Annotated in this window: 23 protein-coding genes; 9 read left to right on the forward strand and 14 right to left on the reverse strand. The window is 45.6% G+C overall.

The window, feature by feature from the left end:
- Positions 1–5: 5 nt before the first annotated feature.
- The 7 genes from GFS24_RS28720 to GFS24_RS28750 form a co-directional block, all read right to left on the reverse strand.
- Positions 6–950 carry a FecR domain-containing protein gene (locus tag GFS24_RS28720; RefSeq protein WP_153665948.1) on the reverse strand — a complete coding sequence of 315 codons (945 nt, stop codon included), beginning with the start codon at positions 948–950 and terminating at the stop codon, positions 6–8.
- 128 nt (positions 951–1,078) lie between these two features.
- The gene (locus GFS24_RS28725) at positions 1,079–1,618 is read right to left on the reverse strand and encodes an RNA polymerase sigma-70 factor (RefSeq protein ID WP_153665950.1); all 540 of its coding nucleotides are present in this window, start codon (positions 1,616–1,618) and stop codon (positions 1,079–1,081) included.
- A gap of 178 nt (positions 1,619–1,796) precedes the next feature.
- Complete coding sequence (locus GFS24_RS28730; protein WP_153665952.1) at positions 1,797–1,961, reverse strand: hypothetical protein; 165 nt, start codon at positions 1,959–1,961, stop codon at positions 1,797–1,799.
- Between the two features lie 85 nt (positions 1,962–2,046).
- Positions 2,047–2,280: a hypothetical protein gene (locus GFS24_RS28735; RefSeq protein ID WP_153665954.1), complete on the reverse strand. Its 234-nt coding sequence runs from the start codon at positions 2,278–2,280 to the stop codon at positions 2,047–2,049.
- A 198-nt stretch (positions 2,281–2,478) separates the two neighbouring features.
- Positions 2,479–3,915: a RagB/SusD family nutrient uptake outer membrane protein gene (locus tag GFS24_RS28740; protein WP_153665956.1), complete on the reverse strand. Its 1,437-nt coding sequence runs from the start codon at positions 3,913–3,915 to the stop codon at positions 2,479–2,481.
- A gap of 29 nt (positions 3,916–3,944) precedes the next feature.
- On the reverse strand, positions 3,945–7,409 hold the full coding sequence (locus GFS24_RS28745) for a SusC/RagA family TonB-linked outer membrane protein (RefSeq protein WP_153665958.1): 3,465 nt from the start codon (positions 7,407–7,409) through the stop codon (positions 3,945–3,947).
- A 91-nt stretch (positions 7,410–7,500) separates the two neighbouring features.
- Positions 7,501–8,466 carry a FecR family protein gene (locus tag GFS24_RS28750; RefSeq protein ID WP_153665960.1) on the reverse strand — a complete coding sequence of 322 codons (966 nt, stop codon included), beginning with the start codon at positions 8,464–8,466 and terminating at the stop codon, positions 7,501–7,503.
- Between the two features lie 105 nt (positions 8,467–8,571).
- On the opposite strand from GFS24_RS28750, the gene GFS24_RS28755 reads away from it, so the two are divergent.
- Positions 8,572–9,108 (forward strand): RNA polymerase sigma factor, encoded by a 537-nt coding sequence (locus GFS24_RS28755; RefSeq protein WP_153665963.1) that lies wholly within the window; start codon positions 8,572–8,574, stop codon positions 9,106–9,108.
- Here the strand turns inward: GFS24_RS28755 and GFS24_RS28760 are convergent.
- A complete protein-coding gene (locus tag GFS24_RS28760) occupies positions 9,083–10,417 on the reverse strand; it encodes an AarF/ABC1/UbiB kinase family protein (protein ID WP_153665965.1) in 1,335 nt (444 codons plus the stop codon). The two genes, GFS24_RS28755 and GFS24_RS28760, sit on opposite strands and share 26 nt — an antisense overlap.
- Before the next feature lie 5 nt (positions 10,418–10,422).
- On the reverse strand, positions 10,423–11,052 hold the full coding sequence (locus GFS24_RS28765) for a TetR family transcriptional regulator C-terminal domain-containing protein (RefSeq protein WP_153665967.1): 630 nt from the start codon (positions 11,050–11,052) through the stop codon (positions 10,423–10,425).
- 174 nt (positions 11,053–11,226) lie between these two features.
- On the opposite strand from GFS24_RS28765, the gene GFS24_RS28770 reads away from it, so the two are divergent.
- A complete protein-coding gene (locus tag GFS24_RS28770; protein ID WP_153665969.1) occupies positions 11,227–11,607 on the forward strand; it encodes a VOC family protein in 381 nt (126 codons plus the stop codon).
- A gap of 577 nt (positions 11,608–12,184) precedes the next feature.
- Here GFS24_RS28770 and GFS24_RS28780 read toward each other — a convergent pair.
- The 5 genes from GFS24_RS28780 to GFS24_RS28800 form a co-directional block, all read right to left on the reverse strand.
- On the reverse strand, positions 12,185–13,447 hold the full coding sequence (locus tag GFS24_RS28780) for an MFS transporter (RefSeq protein ID WP_216647581.1): 1,263 nt from the start codon (positions 13,445–13,447) through the stop codon (positions 12,185–12,187).
- 22 nt (positions 13,448–13,469) lie between these two features.
- Positions 13,470–13,715, reverse strand: coding sequence for a hypothetical protein (locus GFS24_RS28785; protein WP_153665973.1), 246 nt, complete (start codon positions 13,713–13,715; stop codon positions 13,470–13,472).
- A 36-nt stretch (positions 13,716–13,751) separates the two neighbouring features.
- Positions 13,752–14,345 (reverse strand): TetR/AcrR family transcriptional regulator, encoded by a 594-nt coding sequence (locus GFS24_RS28790; protein WP_153665975.1) that lies wholly within the window; start codon positions 14,343–14,345, stop codon positions 13,752–13,754.
- A gap of 128 nt (positions 14,346–14,473) precedes the next feature.
- Complete coding sequence (locus GFS24_RS28795; protein ID WP_153665978.1) at positions 14,474–15,382, reverse strand: thioredoxin family protein; 909 nt, start codon at positions 15,380–15,382, stop codon at positions 14,474–14,476.
- A gap of 113 nt (positions 15,383–15,495) precedes the next feature.
- Positions 15,496–15,855 (reverse strand): hypothetical protein, encoded by a 360-nt coding sequence (locus tag GFS24_RS28800; RefSeq protein WP_153665980.1) that lies wholly within the window; start codon positions 15,853–15,855, stop codon positions 15,496–15,498.
- A 149-nt stretch (positions 15,856–16,004) separates the two neighbouring features.
- On the opposite strand from GFS24_RS28800, the gene GFS24_RS28805 reads away from it, so the two are divergent.
- The 7 genes from GFS24_RS28805 (at position 16,005) to GFS24_RS28835 (ending at position 25,471) form a co-directional block, all read left to right on the forward strand.
- The gene (locus GFS24_RS28805) at positions 16,005–17,165 is read left to right on the forward strand and encodes a PepSY domain-containing protein (protein WP_153665982.1); all 1,161 of its coding nucleotides are present in this window, start codon (positions 16,005–16,007) and stop codon (positions 17,163–17,165) included.
- A gap of 29 nt (positions 17,166–17,194) precedes the next feature.
- The gene (locus GFS24_RS28810; RefSeq protein ID WP_153665984.1) at positions 17,195–17,680 is read left to right on the forward strand and encodes a cupin domain-containing protein; all 486 of its coding nucleotides are present in this window, start codon (positions 17,195–17,197) and stop codon (positions 17,678–17,680) included.
- Positions 17,681–17,725: 45 nt separating this feature from the next.
- Complete coding sequence (locus GFS24_RS29370) at positions 17,726–18,418, forward strand: FadR/GntR family transcriptional regulator (RefSeq protein ID WP_153665985.1); 693 nt, start codon at positions 17,726–17,728, stop codon at positions 18,416–18,418.
- Between the two features lie 224 nt (positions 18,419–18,642).
- Positions 18,643–21,987: a SusC/RagA family TonB-linked outer membrane protein gene (locus GFS24_RS28820; protein ID WP_153665987.1), complete on the forward strand. Its 3,345-nt coding sequence runs from the start codon at positions 18,643–18,645 to the stop codon at positions 21,985–21,987.
- 18 nt (positions 21,988–22,005) lie between these two features.
- Positions 22,006–23,499 (forward strand): RagB/SusD family nutrient uptake outer membrane protein, encoded by a 1,494-nt coding sequence (locus tag GFS24_RS28825; protein ID WP_153665989.1) that lies wholly within the window; start codon positions 22,006–22,008, stop codon positions 23,497–23,499.
- Between the two features lie 8 nt (positions 23,500–23,507).
- The gene (locus tag GFS24_RS28830; protein ID WP_153665991.1) at positions 23,508–24,437 is read left to right on the forward strand and encodes a dihydrodipicolinate synthase family protein; all 930 of its coding nucleotides are present in this window, start codon (positions 23,508–23,510) and stop codon (positions 24,435–24,437) included.
- Positions 24,434–25,471, forward strand: coding sequence for a kelch repeat-containing protein (locus GFS24_RS28835; RefSeq protein WP_153665993.1), 1,038 nt, complete (start codon positions 24,434–24,436; stop codon positions 25,469–25,471). Before GFS24_RS28830 ends, GFS24_RS28835 begins: the two co-directional genes overlap by 4 nt.
- The last annotated feature ends 19 nt before the right edge of the window (positions 25,472–25,490 follow it).

Consider the following 25,490-nt stretch of genomic DNA (forward strand, 5'->3'; position numbering starts at 1 on the left):
GTTACTTACTTCCTGGTAATAAGGATCTGCTGGTTGGCTTGCTTACTGATCTTTATGGGATAAGTAGCCTCCAGTACATCCAGCACTTCTTGCAGTGAACTGTTAGAGAATTTCACATTGAGTTTGCCAGAAGTGGATATATTATTGCTGATAACTATTTTCACTTCATAGGTTTTTTCCAGTTGCTGGCAAACTGCGGCCAGCGAAGCATCTTCAAAGATCAACTCACCCGTGGCCCATGCATTTTCATTCGGGTTGGCTTTTTCTACTTCCAGTACTTTTTGCAGCTGGGGATCATATACCAGTGCTTTACCCGCTTCCAGTATAGTATGCGAGTTGTCACCGGCTCCTTCAAAACGGATCTTGCCACTGCTTACATTCACGGCAATCTTTTCTTTGCCCGCTTCAATATTAAAGGAGGTGCCTAATACAGTAATGCTGGAAGAAGGCATGTTCACCATGAACTTATGTTCCGGATCAGGTGCAATGTCAAAAAAGGCCTTTCCATTTTCCAGCGTAACATGATGACTGAAAGTAGCGGGATAACGCAGTGTGGTATTCTCTGCCAGGATCACGCGGGAACCATCTGCCAGCCGGATAGAATCCGTTTGGCCGGCTTTGGTGGCCAATGTGATCATTTCCACCGGTTGCTGGCGGAAGAAGGCAAACCAGGCTGCAATGCCCAATACAACGGCAGCTGCGGCGTAACGTATCCATCGGAACCGGACTTTGGGTGCCTGTGCTATAAATGGCTGTAAAGGATCCTGTCGCAACGCTGCCAATGGTTGCAGGGTTGCAGAAGTATCCCATAATCGCATATACTCACGATAGGTTACTTCATTTTCCGGCGCTGCGGCGCGCCAAACGTCTATTTCCTGGCGTAACGTTTCATCCTCGGGATGCTCCATTAACCGGACAATCTTATCGATTAGATCTTGGTTGATGCTCATGGGTACGTGGGTTTAATACCCATAGAACAATTAAGGGTGGGATACCCCACTAGTGGAAGAGAAAAAAAAATCTCAAAAAAATAAAAACCACCCTCGCTGCCCAGGCAAATTTGGGCAGGCATACAGCCTTAATTCTTCTGAAACATCCGCTCCCGCAAGAGCCGCAGGGCATTAACAATATGATTTTCCACCGTTTTCTCCGCAATATTGAGGGCGGCGGCAATTTCCCGGTACTTCATACCTTCAAAACGACTCATGCGAAAAACCTTCCGGCACTGATCCGGTAAACGTTCTATCGCATTATACAAATGGATCTTGAAATCCTGCTCCTCATGGAGGGCATTCACATCTTCCTCCGTTTGCATGGCAGCAATCTGCTGATGGTGGCGCTGAATGTTCTTTTCCCGGGAAAGGTGGTTGAGAGAAAGGTTGATCACGGAACGGTAAAGGTATCCCCTGATAGCGCCGGGGTCAGTATGAGGAATGGGGTTTTCCCAGATCTTCATGAAGAGTTCCTGCACTATCTCCCGCGCAATATGAAGGTCTTTCACATACTTTAATGATACGAGGCACAAACTCTCATAATATTGCCTGTACATCACATTAAAAGCATCTGCGTCCCTGTTGCGGTTGTTAATTATCTCCGTATTGAACTCTTCTTTGCTCATCAAATTGCACTGCAAAAGGCAGTCTCGTTTCTGGAAGTGTTTGGTTGTGCTTGCGATTCAGTGTACGACAGCCACAAACAATATCTGAAACTTTTCCCGATTTACCAAAGCGGGGCAACATGATAAGAAATAACCTATTTTACATAGGTTATTTCAATAATACGGATAGTGCTATTGCTCAATCCCCGCTGCCTGCGGTTTTATTGTCAATATCATAAGGAGGTTTATTCCTGTTGATAAGTTTATCCGCTCCTCTGTCTCTTGTGTTACTGCTGGTTTGTAAAATAATATAGATCACCAGGAGTGCTATTAATCCTACAAATACCCAAAATCCAATACTCATGTCAATCGTTTTAGTTAAAAAAAATGGCCGGCCCTGCCTGTTTAAAGAGACACAGACCAGCCATTATCCTTGAGCATTCACAAAATTATTTCCTGTTCGCAGCCGGGAAAGTGTCCCTGCGCGGTTTGTTGGTCGTATCTTTCTTTGGCCAGTCTTTATGTTTCTTCATAGAAGTATCCTTCTTATGTTTAGGAATAGTATCCTGCTTTTCCTGTTGCATTGTCATTACCGGCTGAGCGGAATAACTGATACTCGTCTGTGCCAGGATCATCACAACAAAAATGCTGACAATACCAATAGGCGTGATTCTCTTTTTCATGGTTATCCTTTTTGAAAATATGATAAAATGATGTTTGCTACAGATAAAGGGGCAAAATCCAGTCCACGACTAACAGCAGGAAAACAGCAGGAAAACAGCAGGAAAACAACAGGAAATGAAGGCGGAATAATGGGGCAGATTGGGGAGGAGGGTACACAAAAAAGGCTGCATCATTGCGATACAGCCTTTTTTGATCTTTTAATACTCAGGGTTTTGGATCAGTAGATTATTTAGATCAATCTCCTTTTTCGGTATAGGGAAATAGAGGTTCTTGGGTTCGGAATAATTCGTCTTACCCGCTTTCACCCGGATAAATTCATCCGCCTTCCCCATTCTTCTGAGATCAAAGAACCGTTGTCCTTCGCCAAAGAATTCTATCCGGCGTTCCTGCATTATGGCAGTCCGCAATGTTTCTTTGGTCATGGCAGGTAAGGGGGAGAGGTTAGCACGTAAACGGATACTATCCACATAAGGAACAGCATCTGCTGTTTTATTACTTTCATTCAATCCTTCCGCATACATTAATAATACATCCGAATATCGGATCACGGGCATGTTGCGTGCCCCATCTACCATGCCTTCCGTCATTACCGGCGGATCGCCAACAATATATTTCGCGAGACTGGTGCCGGTGGGAGACCAGGTAGTATTGTACGGAACGCCATTATATACCGAACCGGCTTCGAAAATATTCACTGCTCTGCGTTTATCACCTACCTCATAGATCTGCACATGGTTCATTTCCGGAACAATAATGCTCCATGCGCCTGATGGCACATACGGACCTGAAGGGCCTGTATAGGAAGGTGCCCAGTTACCTTCATTCGGCCCCCAGCCGCCGGTACCGGCTACGAATTGTATTTCAAAAACAGATTCAACACCATTCTCATAAGCCGTCTGGAAATTTTTGATGTATTGATCATGCAGTTTGTATACATGGAGGTCTATTACTTCTTTTGCTTTCGCAGCCGCCAGTTCAAACTTACCCTGGTAAAGATAAGACCTGGCAAGAAATGCTTTGGCCGCACCTTTGGTGGCTCTTCCTGCATCCGTGCTGCCATATTGCAAAGGCAAGGCCTCTGCATCCGCAAAATCCTTTTCAATCTGCAGCCAGATGGAAGCTTTTGGATCTCTTTTTACAGACAGCAGTTCTTTTTGATTCAATTCCGTGGTCATCAAAGGCGCATCGCCCCAGATATTTACGATGTTAAAGTAACATACGGCACGCAGGAATTTCGCTTCATTCACAAGGCGGGTCCTCAGTTCTGCATTCATCTCTATGGCTGGCACCCGCATGATCACAGAATTGGCACGGGCAACACCAGCCCACCATGCACGCCAGGAGGAAAATACCTGGTCATCCAATGTGTTAATAGTGAAGTTATCCACCTTCACGAACCAGTTAGGGTCAAAACAGTTCATATCATCACCTGCTACATCACCAAACATCATGGTACCAAGGCGGTAGCCGAGATCCATTTGTAAAGCATCATAAATGGCATTGGTGGCAAATACGGCATCTCTTTCTGTTTTCCAGTAACTTTCCTGGGAGATCTGGTTCAGCGGCGGCCTTACCAGGAAATCTTTGCCGCATCCCGTAAGTAATATCGTAAGTAAGAAGAATATCTTTTTCATATTGTGGTCATTTAGCAATAAAGGAATAATCAGAATCCAACGCTGATACCGCCTAAGAAAGTAATGCTTTGCGGATAGATGGTATTGTCCAGCCCGTTATTGATGTTCTGCTGGTTCTGTGCGCCGATGTCCGGATTAAAACCTTTATATTTTGTAGTAGTGAACAGGTTTTCGGCGGTGAGGTAAACTCTCACAGATGCCAGTGATAATCTTTTCAGTAAAGTGGATGGCAATTTGTAACCCAATTGCAGGTTGCGCAGGCGCAGGTAAGAACCGTTTTCCACGAACCGGTCCGAGAAACGATCGTTGTAGTTAGGATCTGTATTGATAGCACGGGGATAAGTATTACTATGGTTAGCAGGCGTCCACCGCTGTAACATGTCTTTGCTTTTATTTTCAGTGCCCGTGCTGGACTCCATCATAAACCTGTTCACATTCACGATCTGGTTGCCTTGTACGCCTTGCAGGAAAATATTCAGATCGAATTGTTGATAGGTGAGATTAGCATTGAAGCCATAAGTGAATTTAGGGATAGGGCTGCCAATATAAGTTTTATCATTATCATCTATCACATTGTCTCCATTGATATCCTTAAAGCGGAAGTCACCAGGCCCGGTGCCTTTGTTGATGAAAGGAATGTTAGGATCACCTAAAGCATTCGCTGCATCTACTTCATGCTGGTCCTGGAAAATGCCATCCGTAATAAATCCATAGAACTCACCAACAGAGCCTCCTTCACGGGTGCGGGTTAAGTACCCCTGTGAAGTATTACCGGTGCTGCCACCAACGATATCATCTTCCAGCATCACCACTTTATTGGTGAAAGTTGTAAGATTAGCCCCAATGTTATAACCGAAATCACCCGTTTTATGCTGATAGTTCAGGGCAAACTCAAATCCCTTGTTAGTTACTGTAGCGCTATTGATAGGCTGACTGATAGGAATGGTATAATACTCATCACTGATGATACCTCCGTAGAGCGGGATCAGCTTCTGCGTGATCATGTCTGTATACCGCTTTACAAAGTAATCTGCCGTTACGCTCACCCTGTTGAACAGGTCAAAGTCTATACCTACATCCGTTTGGGTAACTGTTTCCCATTTTAAATTACTATTGGATATACGGTTGGGCGCCATACCAGATACCGGCGTACCGCCAAAGTTGTAAAGATAACCGGATGCAATAGTAGCATATTCCGCACCTACACCCAGGCTGCCGTCAATACCCACCTGGCCCCAGCTGCCACGTAATTTCAGGTTATTGATAAAAGGCGCGCTCTTCATAAACGGCTCTTCGGAGATCCTCCAACCCGCAGAGAAAGAAGGGAACACCGCATACTTGTTCGTTGTGCTGAAAACAGAAGATCCATCCCTGCGGATATTGGCAGTGAACAGGTATTTATCTGCAAAAGAGTAATTGATCCGGGCGAGATAAGATACATAACTGGTCTGGCTTTTACTGCCGGATGCTAATCTCCCTGTAGTAGCACCCGCATCAACCGTAGTAAGATTATCCGTGAGGTGATTGAGCGATAATGCACTTACGTATTCATAAGTGGATAATTGCGCAGTATAACCAGCCAGCGCTTCCACATTATGTTTGCCGAAACCTCTTTTATAATTAAGCGTATGTTCTCCCAGGATATTCGCTAAAGTAGCTTTGGAAGAAAATGCTTCCGGGATATTATTTTGTAACACCCCTTCCTGGTAAGTACTACGAAACCTGTTGAAGTTGGTCAGTACATAATCGATACCAAGATTGGTACGGAAAGATAAGCCTGGTAAGAGTTCCAGCTCTGCATAAATATTCCCTAAAGCCCGTAACCGCTCATTGGGATTATTATTGTCAGCCGCCAGTCTTACAGGATTGAGGATATCTCCCACGATCGGACGGTCAATAGCATCCGGGCCACCCCATGATCCATCAGGATTATAAACAGGTAAAGTAGGAGATCGGCGAATAGCCTGTGCCACAATACCTCCAAATTTATCGCCATTTCCATTGGTCAGTGAGCTATTCAGTGTGCGGCTCAAAGTAAGGCTGTTACCAAACTTTAACCTGTCTGTGATCTGGTTGTCCAGGTTGATGCGAAGAGAATAGCGGTTAAATTTAGAACCCGTGATGATCCCGTCCTGCGATAAATAACCACCGGAAATAAAGTACTGGCTTTTATCACTTCCACCGGAAACAGATAACACATAATTCTGTGTAATGGCGTTTTGAAAAATAGCATCCTGCCAGTTGGTGCCTTCACCTAATGAGGAGGGATTGGCAAATCTTGGATGTACAGGTTGTGCTGCTGCAATGCGGGATTCATTACTAAAGCTGGCATACTCGCTGGCATTCATCATGTCCAGTTGCCGCACCACTTTCTGAAAACCATAATAAGCATCCAGGCTCAGCCTGGGTTTACCTGCTTTACCGCGTTTGGTAGTAATGATCACAACACCATTACCTGCGCGGGCGCCATAGATGGCAGAAGCAGAGGCATCTTTCAATACATTGATAGATTCAATGTCCGCCATGTTTAAGGTAGCCAGTGGATTATTGGAAGTGGAGTTATCACCATAAGTGATGATCACGCCATCTACCACGTAAAGCGGTTCACTGCCACCAAAACCACCCATTCCTCTGACACGTACAGACAAACCACCACCGGGCTCTCCGGAATTGGTGGTTACATACACACCGGATATTTTACCCTGCAGCGCCTGGTCTACACTGGTACCCGAAGTGCGCGTCAGTTCTTTACCGGAAATAGAAGCCACCGCACCCGTAACATCTTTTTTCTGCTGTGTACCATATCCTATTACCACCACTTCGCCAATCACCTTTGGATCGGATGCTAAAGAGATGTCGATGGTAGTGCGGTTACTGATGCTTACTTCCTGCGTAAGATAACCCATGTAAGAAAAGAGCAGTGTGCCCTGCCCATCAGGAACAGAAAGGGAATACCGGCCATCGCTCTTCGTAACAGTGCCATTACCGGTACCCTTTAATTGTACGCTTACGCCAGGCAACGCTTCATTGCCGGTAGAAGTGACCCTGCCCTGGATGGTCATGGCTGCATACAATGTTTTCTCATTGTTTAAAGCAACGTCCTCTTTTTGCACCGGCATGGACGCCATGCCAGAAGTGAAAAGCGGGGATTGCGTGCGGGTTTTACTTTGTGCCGGAAGGATGAGGTAGATCTTTCCTTCCATCTTTTCATAATAGAGGTCCAGTGGCTGCAGGATGTGGTTCAGTTCTTCCGGTAAGGAATTGAACTTTGCACTATCCGGCTTCACACGTTTGTCTTCTACCGTGTTGCGGTCATACGAAAAGGACACATTGTACCGCCGCTCAAGGTCCTTCAGCATGCTTTTGAGCGTTTTTACTGACCGTGGTTGCTGATTGGCAGCATTGGCCATGGTCTGTGCCCTGGCGGGATAAATAGTAAGCATGAGGATAAACATCGCGATGATGCATCGCGATAGGAAAGTAAAACTTCTCATCGGGTGGAATTTATGTTAAGGTTGACTGACTACGTGGTTGATTATTTTATTTCTGTATTTCTTTATAGGCTTTGGATAACTACTTGCTGGCTCATCTGCTCTTGATCCTGATCGTTGCCCCGGTACTGTCTATATCAAGGTTATAGGCTTTGGATAATGCTTTAAATAAAATGTTTGAATTATTGGTAGGAAACACGCCATTAAACTCTTTACCATAGAGCGCACTGTCTGTTATCTCTACTTTAACACCGTAGTTTTCTTCCAGTATCCCGGCTATTTCCCGGATGCTGGCATTTTCAAAGATCATCTGGCCTTCTTTCCAGGCTGCATAGATATTGGCATTCACTACTTTCCTGTCTATTTTCCCGGTATGATCACTATAGGCCACCAGGTCTCCCGGCGCCATGTTGATCTTCTTTTCATCCATTGTCAGCCGCACTTTCCCGGATTTTAATACTACCGTGGTTTGTTCACTCCGTTGTTTTACATTGAACTCAGTACCTAATACTTCCACATCCACTTTATTGGCATGCACGATAAAACCCATAGGGTGCGTATTAGGCTTGATGGAAAAGAAACCTTCCCCTTCCAGCCATACTTCCCTGCCTGCAGCCACACGCAGGCTGGAATTAGCATTCAGGATCACCCGGGAACCATCCGGCAGGTCAACCGTTTTTGTTTCGCCTGCCAGCGTTATATACTGCGTAGTGGAAGTTCCCCGGAATAAGAAGGAAACAAAGAAGATCACCACTGCCGCCGCGGCAGCGCTTGTCCAGATAAATGTTTTGCGCCGGTAAAGAGGGATCACCTTTTCTTCCGTTATAGCCGCCATCAGCCGTCCACTGGCCTTTAAGGTCTCCGCATGAGCAGGACGTACTTCCTGCAGGTCCAGGAGTTTTAATAACTGCACCGCCGCTTCCACATCCCCTTTGCTTTCCGGGTGCTCCGCTATCCAGTTATCCCAGTAAGTAATATGTACAGGATCTGTTTGCCTGAACCAGGCCACAAAGGTTTCATCGCTTATTAGATCTTCTGGTTGTATATTGTTAGGATTCATTGGAATGTGCTTTCATATACCAAGTGTAGGGGTAGGGCAATTTATAATCACGCTTTTCAATATTTTTTTTAATTATTTTTAGCGAATGCCAAAAAATGCCATTCCATGTTAGCAGATGCAACGCTTTGGCGCGACTTTCAATCAGGAGATAAAAAAGCCTTTGAAGCCATCTTTTTGCATTATCACCAGGACCTCTTCCAGTATGGAAGCAAAATGGTCCGGGATCAGCAAATGCTGGAGGATTGCATACAGGAGTTATTCCTGGAGCTATGGCAGAGCCGTGGACGCTTGTCTGTGGTATTGTCTATAAAAGCGTATTTATTCAGGGCATTGAAATTCAAACTGGTACGGGCAGTAAAAAAGCAGTTCCGGGAAACTGCTTTATCTGAAGATGGTCATGAAATATTGGAATTCAGCTATGAAACAACGCTCATTGCGGAACAGGCGGAAATGGCCCTGAAGGAAAAACTGTTGCGTGTTATTAAACAACTCACACCAAGGCAACAGGAAGTTATCTATCTCCGGTACTACAACCACATGAGTTATGACGAGATCAGCGATGTCATGGAGATCAGCTATCAGGCAGTGGTGAACCTGATCTCCAAATCAATCCGGTTCATGCGGGAGAATTTGACGTATTGATCATCTCCTGGATCCTGGCCTGCCCTGTTATCACATCTGCTTTCAGATCACTCAGCATAGAGTACAATCCAAAATAAGTTCTGTTGATATAAAGGGAATGCCTGCTCCCTCTCGCCACTTTAGATTCCCGTACTTCCTTCAGGTTATACAGATGATCCATATACGCATAGATCTCATTAAAATAATTCTCATTTCCAAAGTCGAAACGTTCTACCGTAAAAGGATGGGTGAGCAAACGGATCATTTCCTGGAAAAGACCGGAGAAGAAAGTGATCTCTTTTTCCGTATCCGAAGGATGGATCATTTCAAGGTTCGTGTAGATCTCTCTGCGCCGTACTTCATCTTTCAACACCTCTTTATCCGTGAGCAGGAAGTAGTTCACATAAAAATCTTCCGGTACTTCTTTCACACAGCCAAAATCAAATATCGCCACTGTACCATCCGGCCGCAGCAGGAAGTTACCCGGATGCGGATCTGCATGTACTTTCTTCAGGTGATGTACCTGGAACTGGTAGAAGTCCCACATCGCTTGTCCTATCTTATTACGTACTTCCTGGGAAGGGTTGGTCAACAGGAATTCTTTCAGATGCTGCCCGTTCAGCCAGTCCATTGTAATGATCCGGTCTGAAGACATTTCCGGGTAGTATCCAGGGAAAACAAGATTAGGTATATGCGCGCATTGTGCAGATAATTCCTGTGAACGCCTCAGCTCCAAAGCATAATCCGTTTCCTCCAGTAACTTTGATTCAATCTCATCAAAGTACTTATCCATATCCACTTCATTCATCCCCACGATCCTGATGGCAAAAGGTTTCACCAGGCGCAGATCAGATTTAACACTGTTAGCTACACCCGGATATTGGATCTTTACCGCCAGTGGTTTATCATCTTTCCATGCTTTATGCACCTGCCCGATAGACGCTGCGTTCGTAGCTTTCATATCGAACTTATCATATAACTGCGCAGGCGTTTTGCCCAGCGTTTTCATGAAAGTGTTCACTACTAACGGACCTGATAAAGGAGGTGCACTGTATTGGCTCATCGCAAAACGTTCCGTATAAGCCTTTGGCAGCATGCCTTTATCCATACTTAACATCTGTGCAACTTTAAGGGCGCTGCCTTTGAGGTTACTGAGTGTTTCGTAAATATCTTCCGCATTTTCCTGGTGGAGGGCATCCTTCGTGGTCGAAGGGTCCATCAGTTTGCGGGTGTAATGTTTGATATAGTTCGTTCCTACTTTTAATCCGGTTGTTACAAAACGTCCTGCCCTTTCCACTTTGCCTGTAGGAATATTCGTTTGCTCCTTCATAATGATTATTTCCTGGTGAAAATGAATTTCCCGAAATCAAGCAGACTGTCTAAAGTGTTGGAATGGATCAGCTGGAAACTGAGGTTCACTGCTTTTTCAATCGCAGCATCCGTCATTTCAAAGTTGATGCTCTTATCATCTATCCAATACTGTAAAACAAACAGCGCCTGTACCCAGAAACCGTGTACATATTTATCAGAAATGAATTTTCTTTCCTTGATCTCTGTGCTGAGATAACCTTCTTTGATCAAACCCGTAGCATATTCAAAGAACGCCTGTTTGAAAGTGGCCAGTTGTTTAAACTGTGCCGAAGTAGGAAACTGGTAACGCTCTTTTTGCAGGAGGATATAACTGCGGTCTTCCTTCAGTTTTTGTACCCACAAAAAGTAGAAGGCCAGCAACTTTTCCTGTGCGGAATATTGCAGGTAGGTTTCGTCTGCCTGTAATTGCTCCAGCGTACGCTCAAAGAAGCTCAGCCAGATATCAGCTTCAACACCGTCCAGGGCGCTGTAGCTTTCATAAAATGCAGATTCAGGTATGTCTATGATCTTGCAGAGGGCAAAAACAGATACGGGTCTTTTACCGTTTTCGAGCCAGTAGCGTTTGTACGCTTCGCGAATGGTATTCTTTTCCATATTGAAAACTGTTTTAGATGATTCCAGGGGAGGGGATACCACAAATTTACGGTGCGGTGAATTACCACGAACGAAATAAAAATAAATATTTAAGGCGTTAGGGTTTATATTAGAGGAAAGCCTTGCTGGGCAATAGGGCAAGAGTTTTGTTAAATATTCGCCAAATGCCATTTTATGACAAATATCAGTAAACATTTTCTGGGTCTAAGAACCACCATCTACAGAGTAAACGATCTGCCAAAAGCAACCGCCTGGTACACAAAAGCCTTCGGTGTGATCCCCTATTATAATGAACCGTATTATGTAGGATTTGAAATAGGAGGATACGAGCTGGGCCTGCAACCCTTACCAGAGGGAACAGAACATCCCGGAGCCGGCGGCGTGGAGTCATACTGGGGTGTAGAAGACATCCAAACCGCCTACGAACACCTGCTGTCACTGGGTGCCACCTCTCACAGTGAACCACGCACGGTAGGGGAACCTATCCAGGTAGCGCTGGTAAAAGACCCCTGGGGGAATATTCTTGGACTGATCTACAATCCGTTGTTTAAATAAGAAAAGGCGCTGGATAACCCAGCGCCTTTTTCGTTTATTATTTTAAGAAGAAAGAAAACCGCCCTTTGCTACGCGCCAAAATCTTTCTGCATAAAGTGCCTTCCTCCAAAAAAGAACCCCCTTCAAAAGAATAAAAGAAACCACCCTTTGCTGCGCGCCAAAATCTTTCTCCATAAAGTGCCTTCCTCCAAAAAAGAACCCCCTTCAAAAAAATAAAAAAATCCGCCCTTTGCTAGGCGCCAAAATCTTTCTCCAAAAGTGCCTTCCTCCAAAAAAGAACCCCCTTCAAAAGAATAAAAGAAACCACCCTTTGCTGCGCGGCAAAATCTTTCTGCATAAAGTGCCTTCCTCCAAAAAAGAACCCCCTTCAAAAAAATAAAAAAATCCGCCCTTTGCTAGGCGCCAAAATCTTTCTCCAAAAGCGCCTTCCTCCAAAAAAGAACTCCCTTCAAAAGAATAAAAGAAACCACCCTTTGCTGCGCGGCAAAATCTTTCTGCATAAAGTGCCTTCCTCCAAAAAAGAACTCCCTTCAAAAGAAGAATAAAAAAAATCCGCCCTTTGCTGCGCGGCAAACCCTCAGGCCGCAACAACCGCAGCATCCTCTGCCGCCGCCGCATTCGTAATCTGCTTATTCAACCTGCTCATCATGAAAAGCGTGATCATAAATGCCCCCACGATCACAACCCCGAGGATATCATAATTCAACAAAAATCCACTACTCGTTTTATAAACGATCAGCCCTGCAATAACAGACGCAATCCCGCCGGAGATCTGTTGAATAGAAGTATTGATACTCATAAAAGCCCCCCTGTCCTGCAGAGAAGGCAACGACGCCATCGAAGCCTGCACAGGAATGATCCTGCCCAAAACACCCGCAAACATCAACCCATTGATAATGATAGCAAGGTACAAAGGTGTAATGTGCAGCCGCGTAAATATCAATACCATGATACAGGTCAATACAGAAGCAACATAGAACACATTCGCCCTTCCCAGCTTATCACTCAGCTTCCCGATAATAGGGCTCGCAACCAGTGAAACAGCCCCGGTAGCTATGTATAACCAGGTAATATCCTGCGCAGACAACCCCATATTATGACGGGAAAAAGTACTACCGAAAGGCATCAGCATATACCCTCCCGTTGCCAGCAGAACAGTCGTCCCAAAAGCAAGTGTATACTTCCGGTTACTCACGGTATGCACAAGATGCTCAAATGCATTCTTCTCCGTTTTAGCAGTAAGGTGAGCAGTGATCGGTTTCATGTAAATGAAGATGGCCAGACCCAGGATAGCAGCCAATATCCCAATGATCCAGAAAGGCGCATGCCAGCTAAGCCTGTTCGCCAGTTCCCATCCCACAGGCATCCCAAGTATCTGGCTCAGCGCAAACGCCATTTGCATAAATCCCACTACACGTCCTCTCACTTGCGGCAGAAAAAGATCTACTACGATAGCCATACCGATAGCGCTGATCACACCTCCAAACAAACCCGTAAAGATGCGGGCAGCCAGCAGGAATTGATAATTGGGCGCCAGGGCACAAAGGAAAGTACCGATCGTGAAGCCGGTATAAAATACCATCAGCATTTTCTTCCGGTCAAACTTATCAGCAAACCCCGCTGCGAGGATCCCGGATATACCGGCGCTGAAAGCATAGGCAGATACAACAAGTCCGAATTGTTGCGTGGTGATGTTCATCCTGGTGATCAGGATCTCACCAAGGGGGTTAAGTACCATGAAGTCTAATATCACGGTGAATTGAAGTAAAGAAAGTACGGCAATGACGAAAACCTGGTATCGGGAAAAGGTCCTCTCTTTAGGTGGTTGCATTGTTTCCATTGTGTGTGTCGAAATTGTTAGGTTATTCGGGCAGTTCTTCGCAGAAGTAACCTGCCCGGGTAATAAGGTGGATAATATCTTGCGGCAGTAAGCGCTGCGCTTCTATGCGGAGTACTTTATCAGTGTCTTCCCTGTCTATATTCCACCGGTGAATACCCGGTTCTTTGTCTAAAACAGGGCCTACCTGCCTGAGGTCTTTCTTGAACCTGATATTGGTGCGGAAAACCAGTACCTCCGGGGTGGGTCCAACAGTATAATCATTGTTCATAAGGCTCATTTTAGTGTGAAAAAATGGTCTGAGAGATCAGGGCTTCAATGCTTTCAAAACCAGTTGTAATGTTTGCTCCATGCTTTCCTCCGTAAAATGGTATTTCTGCGGTCCGAAAGATTTAGCCTGCGAATGGAACTTGATCAGCTGGTATAATGGTGCAAATGCTAATGACCAGTAAACTTCCGTGGGGAGCTGGAGCAGTTCCCCTCTTTTTACGGCATTATGGTAAAACCTGCCCATTACTTCCTTGAAAGTGTTGTACACTTTATCTGCTACCTTGTCGTACAAATGAGAGTACCGCATTTTTTCCATGAACTGTACATCCAGCGGGTTATTTAAAAAATGGCTGGACCGGTTCTTCCATTGCTGCCGCAAACCTTCCTCGAAAGACATGTTATCCGGATCAAAATCCGCCAGGCTCTCCTTCAGCATGGTGTCCGTTACCCGGATAGCCGTTTGAACGATCAGGTCCTCACGGTCCTTGTAATAGATGTAAATGGTGGCAGGAGAAACACCGGCCGCTTTAGCCAGTTTGTTCACCCCAAAACCATCCAGCCCATCCTTCACGATCATTTCAACCGTCTTTCGGTGGAGTTCGCATATTTTATTTTCGTCCCTTGGTCTCATCAGGCCACAAAGATAAGTGAGCGATCGTTTACTTACGAAATATATTTTAGGACTTGATAAAAAAAGGGCGCTCTATCACAGAGCGCCCTTCAGGAGTTGTACGACCATCCTCCCTGTAACTATTTAAATTACAATGCTTTGAGACTATCCAGCCTCAGCTGCGCCATCTCCATACCGGGAGATAATTCCAGCAGTTTCCGGTAGGCAGCCACGGCTTTTTCGTTATCATGGTTCCGCCGGTAGCCCTCAGCAAGCCAGCCCCAAACATCAGGATTGGCAGGATAAAGGGCTGTATTTACCCGGAATGCCGTGATAGCATGTTCCATATCCCCGGCAGACAGCAACACCGCACCAAACCCATTCAGCTCTCCGTCATGTTTGCTGGCAGACCTCACTTTTTCGGCCACTGCAGACAGTTGTTCATCCAGCATCCCGGGGCTTTTCACTTCAAGCATCCGCCGTAACCGGTCACCAGCAGCATAATTGGGTTCATAAGGTTGTCCGCTGATAATAGCCAGCAGGTCTTTTTCCAGCGACTGCACCGGAAATTCCACGATCCGCCCTATCTCTTTGCCATTCTTTCTGACAATAAAAGTAGGCACGCGGAAAATGTACAACCCCTGTTCTTCTCTGCCAGGACTGGTCTTATGACCCGGATTACCACTTTTGGTGCAAATGATCCGGACTTTTTGAGGAGGTATTCCCAGGCTGTCCATGATCTTGAGGAACTGCGGTACTTCCCTTCTGCTGTCTCCACACCAGGTACCCATGAACACATCTACCTGCTCATCCGTCCAGGCATTTTTAAGCAGGGCGGGGTTGGCAGCATAGCCATGATAAATGGAATCAAACCAGTGTTTAAAAGGCAACTGGTCAAATGCAGATCTGGGTTGTTCACCTAACAACACCTTGGCGGAAGGAGTGGCAGGAGAAGAAGGAGGAGGTAATGATGATTGCTGCACAATAGTTCGCTGGCTGCATCGGCAAAGCGCGACGAGCCCGGCTATGCAGCAGATATATAGCCATATTGGTTTCATAAAAAAAGTATAAAGGTGATAGTATACGCACACGAATTTATACGTTGCCTAAAGGTTTGGAAACTGGCAGGCTACACGTAAAACAGATCGCGTGTTAGAAAATAAATAAATGATCAGATCAGAAAGGAAATAGTGCAGGGAGGATGGAAGATGCTTTTCAACCCTTTGTAATGGTAATGTGATGAAACAACACCATACACAGCAGGGGAGGGCAGTAGCTGTGTTTCCAGTACAGGACCGTTACCGGATGGAATGTAATCCTGCATTTTAAGTGTGGAAGACAGCTGCTGCATTTGAGCATCAGGGGCCTTGCCATCAAATGCCTGTACAAGGAAGTGAACGCAACCGCAATCTGCCGGAACATTTTTATCATGCACGTATACTTTAACAATACATTGCACGTACCCGGTTAGCCGGGTGGCGAATTGCAGGCTGATCACCCCAAAGAGACATATGGCGAGGAAAGGTCGCACATAGTAAATATAAGGATTTTAATCCAAGTGTGGTGCAGGGATGAAGTATTTTCCTGATTGCGTAAATAGATTTTCCCGATCCGTCTTGTTCCCGGGAAATTGCCGGTGCATATTTGCATTGAATATTCAATACAAGCCTGTCAGGTAAGATGAAAAAAATAGTAGGGAAAGTACATCTCTGGCTCGGATTTACATCCGGGCTGGTCGTTTTTATTATAAGTATTACCGGTTGTTTGCTCGCTTTTGAGTTAGAACTGCGCGGTCTGTTCAATAGTTCTTATATCTACACCACACCAAAAGAGAACGTACAGCCTTTACCTCCTTCTGTGCTGCGCCCTATTGCAGAAAAACAATTACCCGGCAAACTGGCTAACGGCATCAGTTACGAGGGAGCTGAGTATAGTACCGTTGTACAATTCTATGGTGGTGATCCTGATTACTATTACCAGGTTTACCTGGACCCTTACACTGGTAAAGTACTAAAGGTCTGGAACGCTGAGAATGATTTCTTCCGCTTTATTTTAGATGGCCACTTCTACCTCTGGCTGCCCAATGAAATTGGCCAGCCCATTGTTGCTTATGCCACACTGATCTTTTTTGTGATGCTGGTAACCGGCCTGATCCTCTGGTGGCCTAAGAACAAGAGTGCCCGTAAACAACGCTTCTCCATCAAATGGGATGCAAAATGGCGCAGGAAGAATTACGACCTGCATAACGTATTGGGTTTCTATGCGATGTTCATTGCATTGGTGCTCGTAATAACCGGCCTGGTATGGGGTTTTGAATGGTGGAGCAATTCCCTCTATTATGCTACCTCCGGCGGAAAATCTTTGAACGACTATAAATATCCCGTTTCAGATACAACCGGCTACACCCCGGAATATGCTGCTGAAAAAGCTACAGACATTGCCTGGAACCGCGTACGCCAGCTCAAACCGGAAGAAGCAGGGATCAGTGTGTATTTTGCCGGATCCAAAGATGCTCCCTTAAGTGTAACCATCAACCACCGCCCCGGCACTTACTATAAAACAGATAATTACCAGTTTGATCAATATACCCTCAAGCCGCTAACAGCAGAAGGCCCCTATGCCGGATTCTACAAGGACGCAGGTATTGCCGATAAATTCCGCCGCATGAATTACGATATTCATACGGGTGCTGTATTGGGATTACCGGGTAAGATCCTGATGTTCTGCGCCAGCCTTATCTGTGCCAGCTTACCTGTCACCGGTATTTACATCTGGTGGGGAAGACGGAAAAAGAGCAAACCATCCCTGAAAAAAAGAATATACCAGCGGGCAGCGCTATAATTTGTGAAAAAACGCAGTAAGTTTAATGTATGAAAACTACGGCAGCCTACTGGCGTGAAACGCTTCAATTGACTCAACATGTGGAAGGCGGCTCTTTCAGGGAAACATACAGAGCCCCTTTAGTACTGCAACAACCAGCCGGACCAAGGGCTGCTTCAACAGGCATTTATTTCTTACTGGAAGACGGAGAATTCTCTGCCTTTCACAGAATTGCATCTGATGAAATGTGGCATTTCTACGATGGTGTAACTTTGCATATATATGAGATCAAACCGGAAGGAACACTTACTGTACACCGGTTAGGCAAAGATCTGGCGCAGGGAGAACAACTGCAGTTAGTGATCCCCGCCGGCAGCTGGTTCGCCTCCTCCGTAGAAGAAACCGGCGGCTTTGCCCTCGTGGGTTGCACCGTTGCTCCAGGTTTTGATTTTGCTGATTTTGAACTGGCAGAAAAAACCACACTGTCAAAGCTGTTTCCGCAGCACGCAGGGTTGATAGGTCTGCTAACAAGGTAAGATTGTTTTTATTGTACTACATTTATACAAAATTAACCTACCAGTATGGCTAAAATTGATCTGATCAAAGATCTCGTCCCCATTGCTCAGAACACTATGGCAGACATTGTTGAGAAAGAACTGCGAGACTATCTAAAAAAGAAATCCTTTAAACCCGGGGATGCCCTTCCTTCAGAGCTTGAACTGGCAGAAGCGCTTGGCGTGAGCCGTAATGTAGTGAGAGAGGCCCTCAGCCGCCTCCGGATGTTAGGCATGGTGGAAACCAGGAAAAGAAGAGGCATGATACTTTCCCGCCCGGATATCCTTGGATCTTTCGAGAGAGTATTAGACCCATTGATCATAGACGCAAGCACACTCCAGGATATTTTTGAACTCAGGCTCACCCTGGAAATGGGACTGGCGGACATCCTCTATCTACGCAAAACAAAAAAAGACCTGAAGGAACTGGAAGCCATTGCCAAAAGCCAGGAACCCAAAGGGAAAGGCCAGGCATTCCGCATCAGCAGTGAAGTAGCTTTTCACGGAAAGATCTATCAAATGACGGGCAACGATACCCTCACCCGTTTTCAGAATATGCTGCTCCCTATTTTCGGTTATGTGATCAGCCTGGAAAAAGTGCCCAAGATCGGTACTGTATCACACATAGACCTGGTGAATATCCTGAAGGATGGCTCTAAAGAAGAATTCAGGGCAGGCATGATGGAACACCTCAAACCACACTTCGACCGGTTAAAATAAATTGATTTTAGCATAAAGAAAAGGAACTGCCGCACGGTAGTTCCTTTTTTATGCCACTCCCTTCCAAAAAATAATGGGGGTTTTTTATTTTATAGACCCCCATCCCCAAAAAATTAATTTGGTTGATTGTGTCTTTTTATTTTACATTTGATATGTAGGACATATCTACATAGCTACGTTATAATTCAACCTAAATTCCATTACTGTCTAAACAGTGATCCGTTATGAACTTAATTCTCTCAAGCCCGAGGCTTATTCTCATTTTATTGTTGCTATTACCAGGCTTTGCAGCGCTGGCACAGTCTACTGTTAGCGGGAAGGTTACTGACTCTCTCGGTGCGCCCATTGAAAGGGCCAGTGTACAGGTGAAAGGAACCACACGCGGAACTTTCACAGGAGCTGATGGTAGTTATTCTATCTCCGTTCCTGCGGATGGTATCCTGCTGTTCTCTTTTCTTGGTTACACCAATAAGGAATTGAGCGTAGGTGGCCGTACCAGTCTGAATGTTTCCCTCAGCTCAGCCAACACAACGCTGGAAGATGTGGTGGTAGTAGGTTACATGACACAGTCAAGGACCAAGGCTACAGCAGCTATTTCCAAACTGAATGTGGCGGAACTGAAGGGTTCTCCCAACCCTAACCCTATACAGGCTTTGCAGGGAAAGATCGCGGGGGTATCCATTCCTATTTCATCCGGTCAGCCTGGTGAGGGCGCGAATAATATCATCATTCGCGGAAGCACCAAACTCAATGCATATGGTACCGGTATTGGTACCAGTGGAGGAAATGTGGTAAGCACAGATCGTAACGTTAGTCCGCTTGTAGTAATAGATGGTGTATTCCGTTCTATGAGTGACGTGAACCCGGATAATATTGAATCCCTGCAGGTAATGAAGGATGCGGCATCTACCGCTATTTACGGTGCACGTGGTGCCAACGGTGTTATTGTGATCAAAACAAAGGGCGGAAAGGCCAACAGTAAAATGAACCTTTCCATTAACCACCGCAGTACCTGGGAAACACAACCACGCGATTATAAATACCTTAATGCTACAGACTATCTGAAACTGGCACGCACAACAATAAAGAATACGCCAGATAACCTGGACAAAAATAACCTGCTGAACAACGGTGGTTTCTCTGCCGGTACACGCGTTTATACAGCAAAAGGCCAGTATGGCAAGAACGTGAACCTCACTGCATTGTATGATAACATTGTGGCCATTGAAGGGCAGGCTTATGTAGATAATCTCCTCGCGCATGGTTATATGACCATGGATGACCCTATTAATCCGGGTACCAAACTATTATACGCTGATAACAATTACGAAAATCTTATTTGGGGAACCGGTCTGTCCAGTAATACAAATGTATCTGTAGATGGTGGCTCTGAAAAAGCTAATTATAATGTCGCACTGGGCTATACAGATCAGCAGGGTACCTTTGTTGGTACCAGTTATAAACGGTATGATGCATTGGGTAATTTCAGTTTCCAGGCCGCAGATAATTTCAAGATAGATGCGATGCTGAACTATCAGAATGTACTGCCCAATTACGTGGATAACTTTACGAACGATCTCACAAGAGGTACGCGTATCACACCATTGATCCGTATTTATAAGGATGATGGTAATCCAGCGCTGGGTGAATTGTGGTCTGCCCGCAACAGGTTGCATACCGTGAAATATGATGATACCCGCACTTCCACAGAACGGGTAGTAACAAGGCTGGCTGGTGACTGGACGATAATACCAGGTCTGCATTTCAGGCCTTCTATTTCTTACCTCATTTCAGATTACCGCTACATGTTCATGCGGAAAGCCACGCCGGCTGATGAAATTCAACCTACCTACCAACGGCAGAAGAATGAAGCAACCAATAACAGCCGCCAGTTGATGATAGACCAGGTACTGCAATATGATTTTGACCTGAATAAAAAACATCATTTCACTGTACTGGGAGGGTTTAACTATACAAGGGAAACAAACAGTAATATCAATATTGGTTCTCAAAGGGCCACCAGCGATTACATCTATACGATCTTAGAGCCGCCTACAACTAATATTAATGGCGCTCCTGTAACCAACGTAATAGATTTCGGTACTTTACTGGGAGAAACCAGGTCCGCCAGTTTATTCGGGCAGATGAATTATGATTATGATGCAAAATATCTCTTCAGTGCTTCATTACGTTATGATGGATTCTCCAATTTTGCACCGGAAAATAAATTTGCCTATTTCCCTTCATTCTCTGCCGGATGGAATATCCATAGAGAAAACTTCTGGCATGTAAAACCGGTGAGCACTTTCAAACTTCGCGGCAGCTATGGATGGGTAGGTGCCAGTGACCTGAGTATATCAGATACCTATGGTGGGTACAACGCCTATTCCTATGCACAGGGTTCTGGCATATTGAGATCCAACCTGGGCAATTCCACCCTGAAATGGGAAGGCACAGAATCCTTGGACCTCGCCATTGATGCAGGATTCCTGAATGATCGTATCACCCTCACCGTAGACTGGTATAATAAACTTACAAAAAACAGGCTGACGCCGAAACCTTTGCCTTCTGAAGCGCCTTTTGCGTCCATCATGTATAATAACGGAACCCTGCAGAATACAGGTATAGAAGTAGAAATAGGCGGCACGGTATTGCAGGTGAAAGATTTCAGATGGAACACTGGTTTCTCTTTTGCCTACAATAAGCAAATGATCAAAGCACTGCCTAAGAATGACAGGCTCAAGAACCGCCAGGGTGGAGATGTGGTGTGGGACCCCGCTTCTAAATCCCTGGTGGAAGCTGGTGGTTTAGCGGAAGGAGAAAGACCTTTTGCTTTATATGCCTATCAGGTGTTAGGTGTTTTTTCCACAGATGCAGAAGCTGCAGCATGGAATGCCACAAAGAGAGATAACCTGGCATCTGCTTCAGGGCTTGCCGTTGGAAAACGTGCAGGAGATTTCATTTTTGCCGATATCAATAATGATGGCGTGATAGATCCTAAAGACCAGGTGTTTATGGGATATCGCACTCCGGATAAAACAGGTGGATGGCAGAATACCTTTTCCTGGAAAGGTATTTCATTAAGGGTAGCAATGGACTACGCCATGGGACATATGATCAGCAATGGTGCCTTAGCCCGCTCTTTGGGTACGGGCAGAGCCTTTAATGAAGGTGCACCTGAACAGGCTTTAGGGCCGGATATCTGGCAGAAATCAGGTGATGTGGGTAAAAAATATGCACGTTTCTCTTTCGCAGATTTCGACTTTGGCCAACGTAACTATCTGCGTGGAGCCACACTGGGCGTGAATAACAGCTATTCCTCCGATGTGTCCGTGATGTATGAAAAAGGAGATTTCCTGGCTTTCCGCGAGATCACACTTTCCTATGACGTGCCCCGCCATATCATGAAAAAGATTCGTTCTACGGGTATGAACATCTTTGCCAGTGTTTACAACCTGGGATATCTCACCAAATATGAAGGTATCAATCCGGAAACCTATACAGGTTTTGATGCGATCGGATATCCCCGTCCCAGACAATTTTCCCTGGGCGCAACGGTTAAGTTTTAAGCAATAAAAAATTCAGTCATGAAAAAGATATTCCTGTTTAGTTTGATAGTTATAGTGGGTTTGGCCGGATGTAAGCAACTCCTGGAAGTAACACCGCAATCCAGTATTACGGATCAGACATATTTTCAAAGCGAAGGTGATTTCGAGCCTTATGTAACCGGTATATATGGTTATATGCGGTTCTTCGCCAATAACATAACCTATGGTACTGAGCGTGGGGATGAACTCATCTCCGCCCTGAATTCCCGGTTCGGCGTAGCCTGGACGCAGATCATCACTCCTTCTTCCGGCGCTGTTAATTACAACGACTGGTACAAAGGCATCGGGCATTGCAACTTGCTATTAGATAAGATCCAGCCTTTTGAATTTGCATCCAATCCGGACACCCGGAAAAGGATCATCGCGGAAACCTACTGCCTGCGCGCATATTTCTATTTCCATCTTACCCGCGTTATCGGGGATGCTCCTTTGATGTTAACCGCTGTGGTGAATGATAATATACCGCTTCTGGCACGTTCTCCTGCAACAGAGGTGATGAAACAGATCAATGCAGACCTCGATACTGCTATCAGTATTTACAAGTCCATGAGCCAGTTCCAGCCAACAACGTTTCCTTCTAAATACCGTTTTGCCTATGGTTCTGCACAGGCCATGAAAGCAGATGTGAAATTATGGAGTGCTAAAGTGCTGGGTGGTGGTACTGCAGATCTGAATGATGCGATCACCGCCATTAATGAAGTGGAAAAAACAGGTACAACATTAAATGCAGACTTCAAAAGCGTAGTCGGTTTACGCGCTGCCACTAATCCGGAAGTATTGCTGGCTGCTTATTATCAGCGGGATGAGCCGGTTACCGGTAATAGCCTGGTTCCCAATGCCGGTCATTATGTGATAAATGCATTACCTTACCTTACCGGTGTGCAGGGCGCCCTTAACCTGGATAGCTTACCTTATTGCAACACCACTGCCAACGGCCTGGGCGCTTACCAGATCAGCCTTCAGTCGAGAGCGCTGTTCAGTCAATACCCCGCAGATAAACGGATCCCGTTCACCTGGGTAACTGAACGTCAGGGAACCGTTACGAGGATTTCCTGGATCACTAAATTCCCCGGTACTAAATACCCGGATGATCGTGTGGCAGATAACGATGTGATCATGTACCGTTTGGCAGATATATTCCTCCTGAAAGCAGAAGCCTATGCAGCACTGGATCAAACAGGCCTGGCCATTGGTTATCTGAATAAAGTAAGATTACGTACCGGCAATGGAGATTATACCGGAGCAACAGATAAAGCCACCGTAGAAAAAGAAGTATTAAACGAAAGAGGCCGGGAATTATACTTTGAACAAAAACGCTGGTACGACCTTGTAAGGTTTCACAAAGGCGGTACTATCAATATTTACACAGTAGTACCTAACCTCGTTGGCAAAACAACACCGTTGTTCTGGCCATTGAACACAACAGTACTGGCTAACAACAATCTGCTTGATCAAACAGACGGTTATCAATAATTAGGAACATGGAAAAGGTAAAAGGATTAATCGCTGCGGCATTTACGCCTATGCTGGAAGACGGTTCCGTAAACCACGCCCTGATCCAGCCACTCGTAGATAAACTGGTGGCAGACGGGCTAACAGGGATCTTTGTCTGCGGCAGCAATGGAGAAGGGCCCAACATGACCACTGCGGAACGAATGGCCGTAGCAGCATCATTTGTGAAAGCAGCACAGAAAAGATTGCTCATCTTCATTCACGTAGGGCATAGCAGTATTGCAGAAGCCAGGGTATTAGCAGCGCATGCGCAGGAAATTGGTGCAGATGCTATTTCCGCAGTAGCCGCCTTTTACTTTAAACCGGTGAATGTGCAAAACCTTGCGGACTGCATGGCCGAAATTGCTTCCGCAGCACCGCAATTACCTTTCTACTATTATCACATTCCACACCTCACCGGTGTGGGCATGGATATGATCGAATTCCTGAAAGTAGCAGGCCCTGCTATTCCCAACCTGGCAGGGATCAAATACACCGCCACAACATTACACGAATACCAGGCCTGCCTGAATTTTGAGAATGGTAAGTTTGATATTTTATACGGCCTGGATGAAATGTTATTGCCTGCGCTGGCAGTAGGAGCACAGGGCGCCATTGGCAGTACGTACACTTTTGCAGCGCCGCTGTATCTGCAAACAATAGCAGCATTCCGCAAAGGAGATATAGAAAAAGCACAGGTTTCACATAGTTATATGGTAGAAGTGATCCGTATATTAGTAAAATATCCGCCCATACCCGGGCAAAAAGCCATCATGGATATGTTAGGATGGAACCTTGGCCCATGCCGGCTTCCACTCACTACATTACATGCGGCAGCATATGAAAAGTTCCAGGAAGAATTATCTGCGTTGTCTTTCTTTGATAAAGCGCCTGTGAGGAAACTTAAAGAATTAAAATGAAAGGACTGCTGGCACTTATCTTATGCTTGCTATCTATAAGAACGGAAGCACAATATAGCTGGAAACAGGCTACGCCATTACCTGTGGCTGATGGATTAGCCGGCGCTTATGCCGGTGTAAGCAATGGCGCGCTGATCATGGCAGGCGGCACCAACTTCCCCGGAAATAAAAGACCCTGGGATGGTGGTGTGAAAACCTGGTATGATACCATTTGGGTATTGGAAAAAGAAAACGGTACATGGAAACAGGCCGGCAAACTACCCCGCCCGTTGGGTTATGGCGTATCACTCACCAGTAAAAAAGGTCTCGTATGCCTGGGTGGGGGAGACGCTAAACAAAACTACCCGGATGCTTTTATCCTCAGTTATAAAAAAGGGAAAACGATCCTCACTCCTTTACCCGCCATGCCTGCTCCTGTGATCAATGCATGTGGTGTGCTCATCAACGAAACTATCTATATAACTGGTGGTATAACATCCCCCACCGGCAGGGCAGCACAGCATTGCTGGAGCCTTGATCTCAATGCGTCATCCCCGCAATGGAAAGTGCTGGAACCTTTACCAGGACTGCCACGCATGTTAGCAATGGCAGGTACAGAAAAAGGTAAGTTTTATGTTTTTGGTGGCGTATATCTTGATAGTGCTTTGCAACGAAAATATTTAAAAGATAGCTGGGTATACCAACCCGGCATCGGATGGAAACAGATAGCAGACCTTCCTGCTGTATTAGCGGCAGCGCCTACGCCTGCTTATAATAATGGGCATGCGGATCTGTTATTGTTTGGGGGAGATGATGGCGCCAATGCAGCACGCGTAACGGAATTGAAGGATGCGCATCCTGGTTTTAACCGGGAGATACTTCGTTATAACACCATCAAAGATACATGGTCAGTAGCCGGTTATGTGAAAGCGGAGAATGTATATGCACCTGTTACCACACCACTGGTGATATGGAATAATGCAGTGGTATTACCCGGTGGCGAAGCCCGGCCGGCAGTGCGTAGCAGGAAGATCCTGATAGCTGTACAAAAGTAATAACAGGCAATGCCGCCTG

The sequence above is a fragment of the Chitinophaga sp. SYP-B3965 genome, from assembly GCF_009647655.1.
GTDB lineage: Bacteria > Bacteroidota > Bacteroidia > Chitinophagales > Chitinophagaceae > Chitinophaga.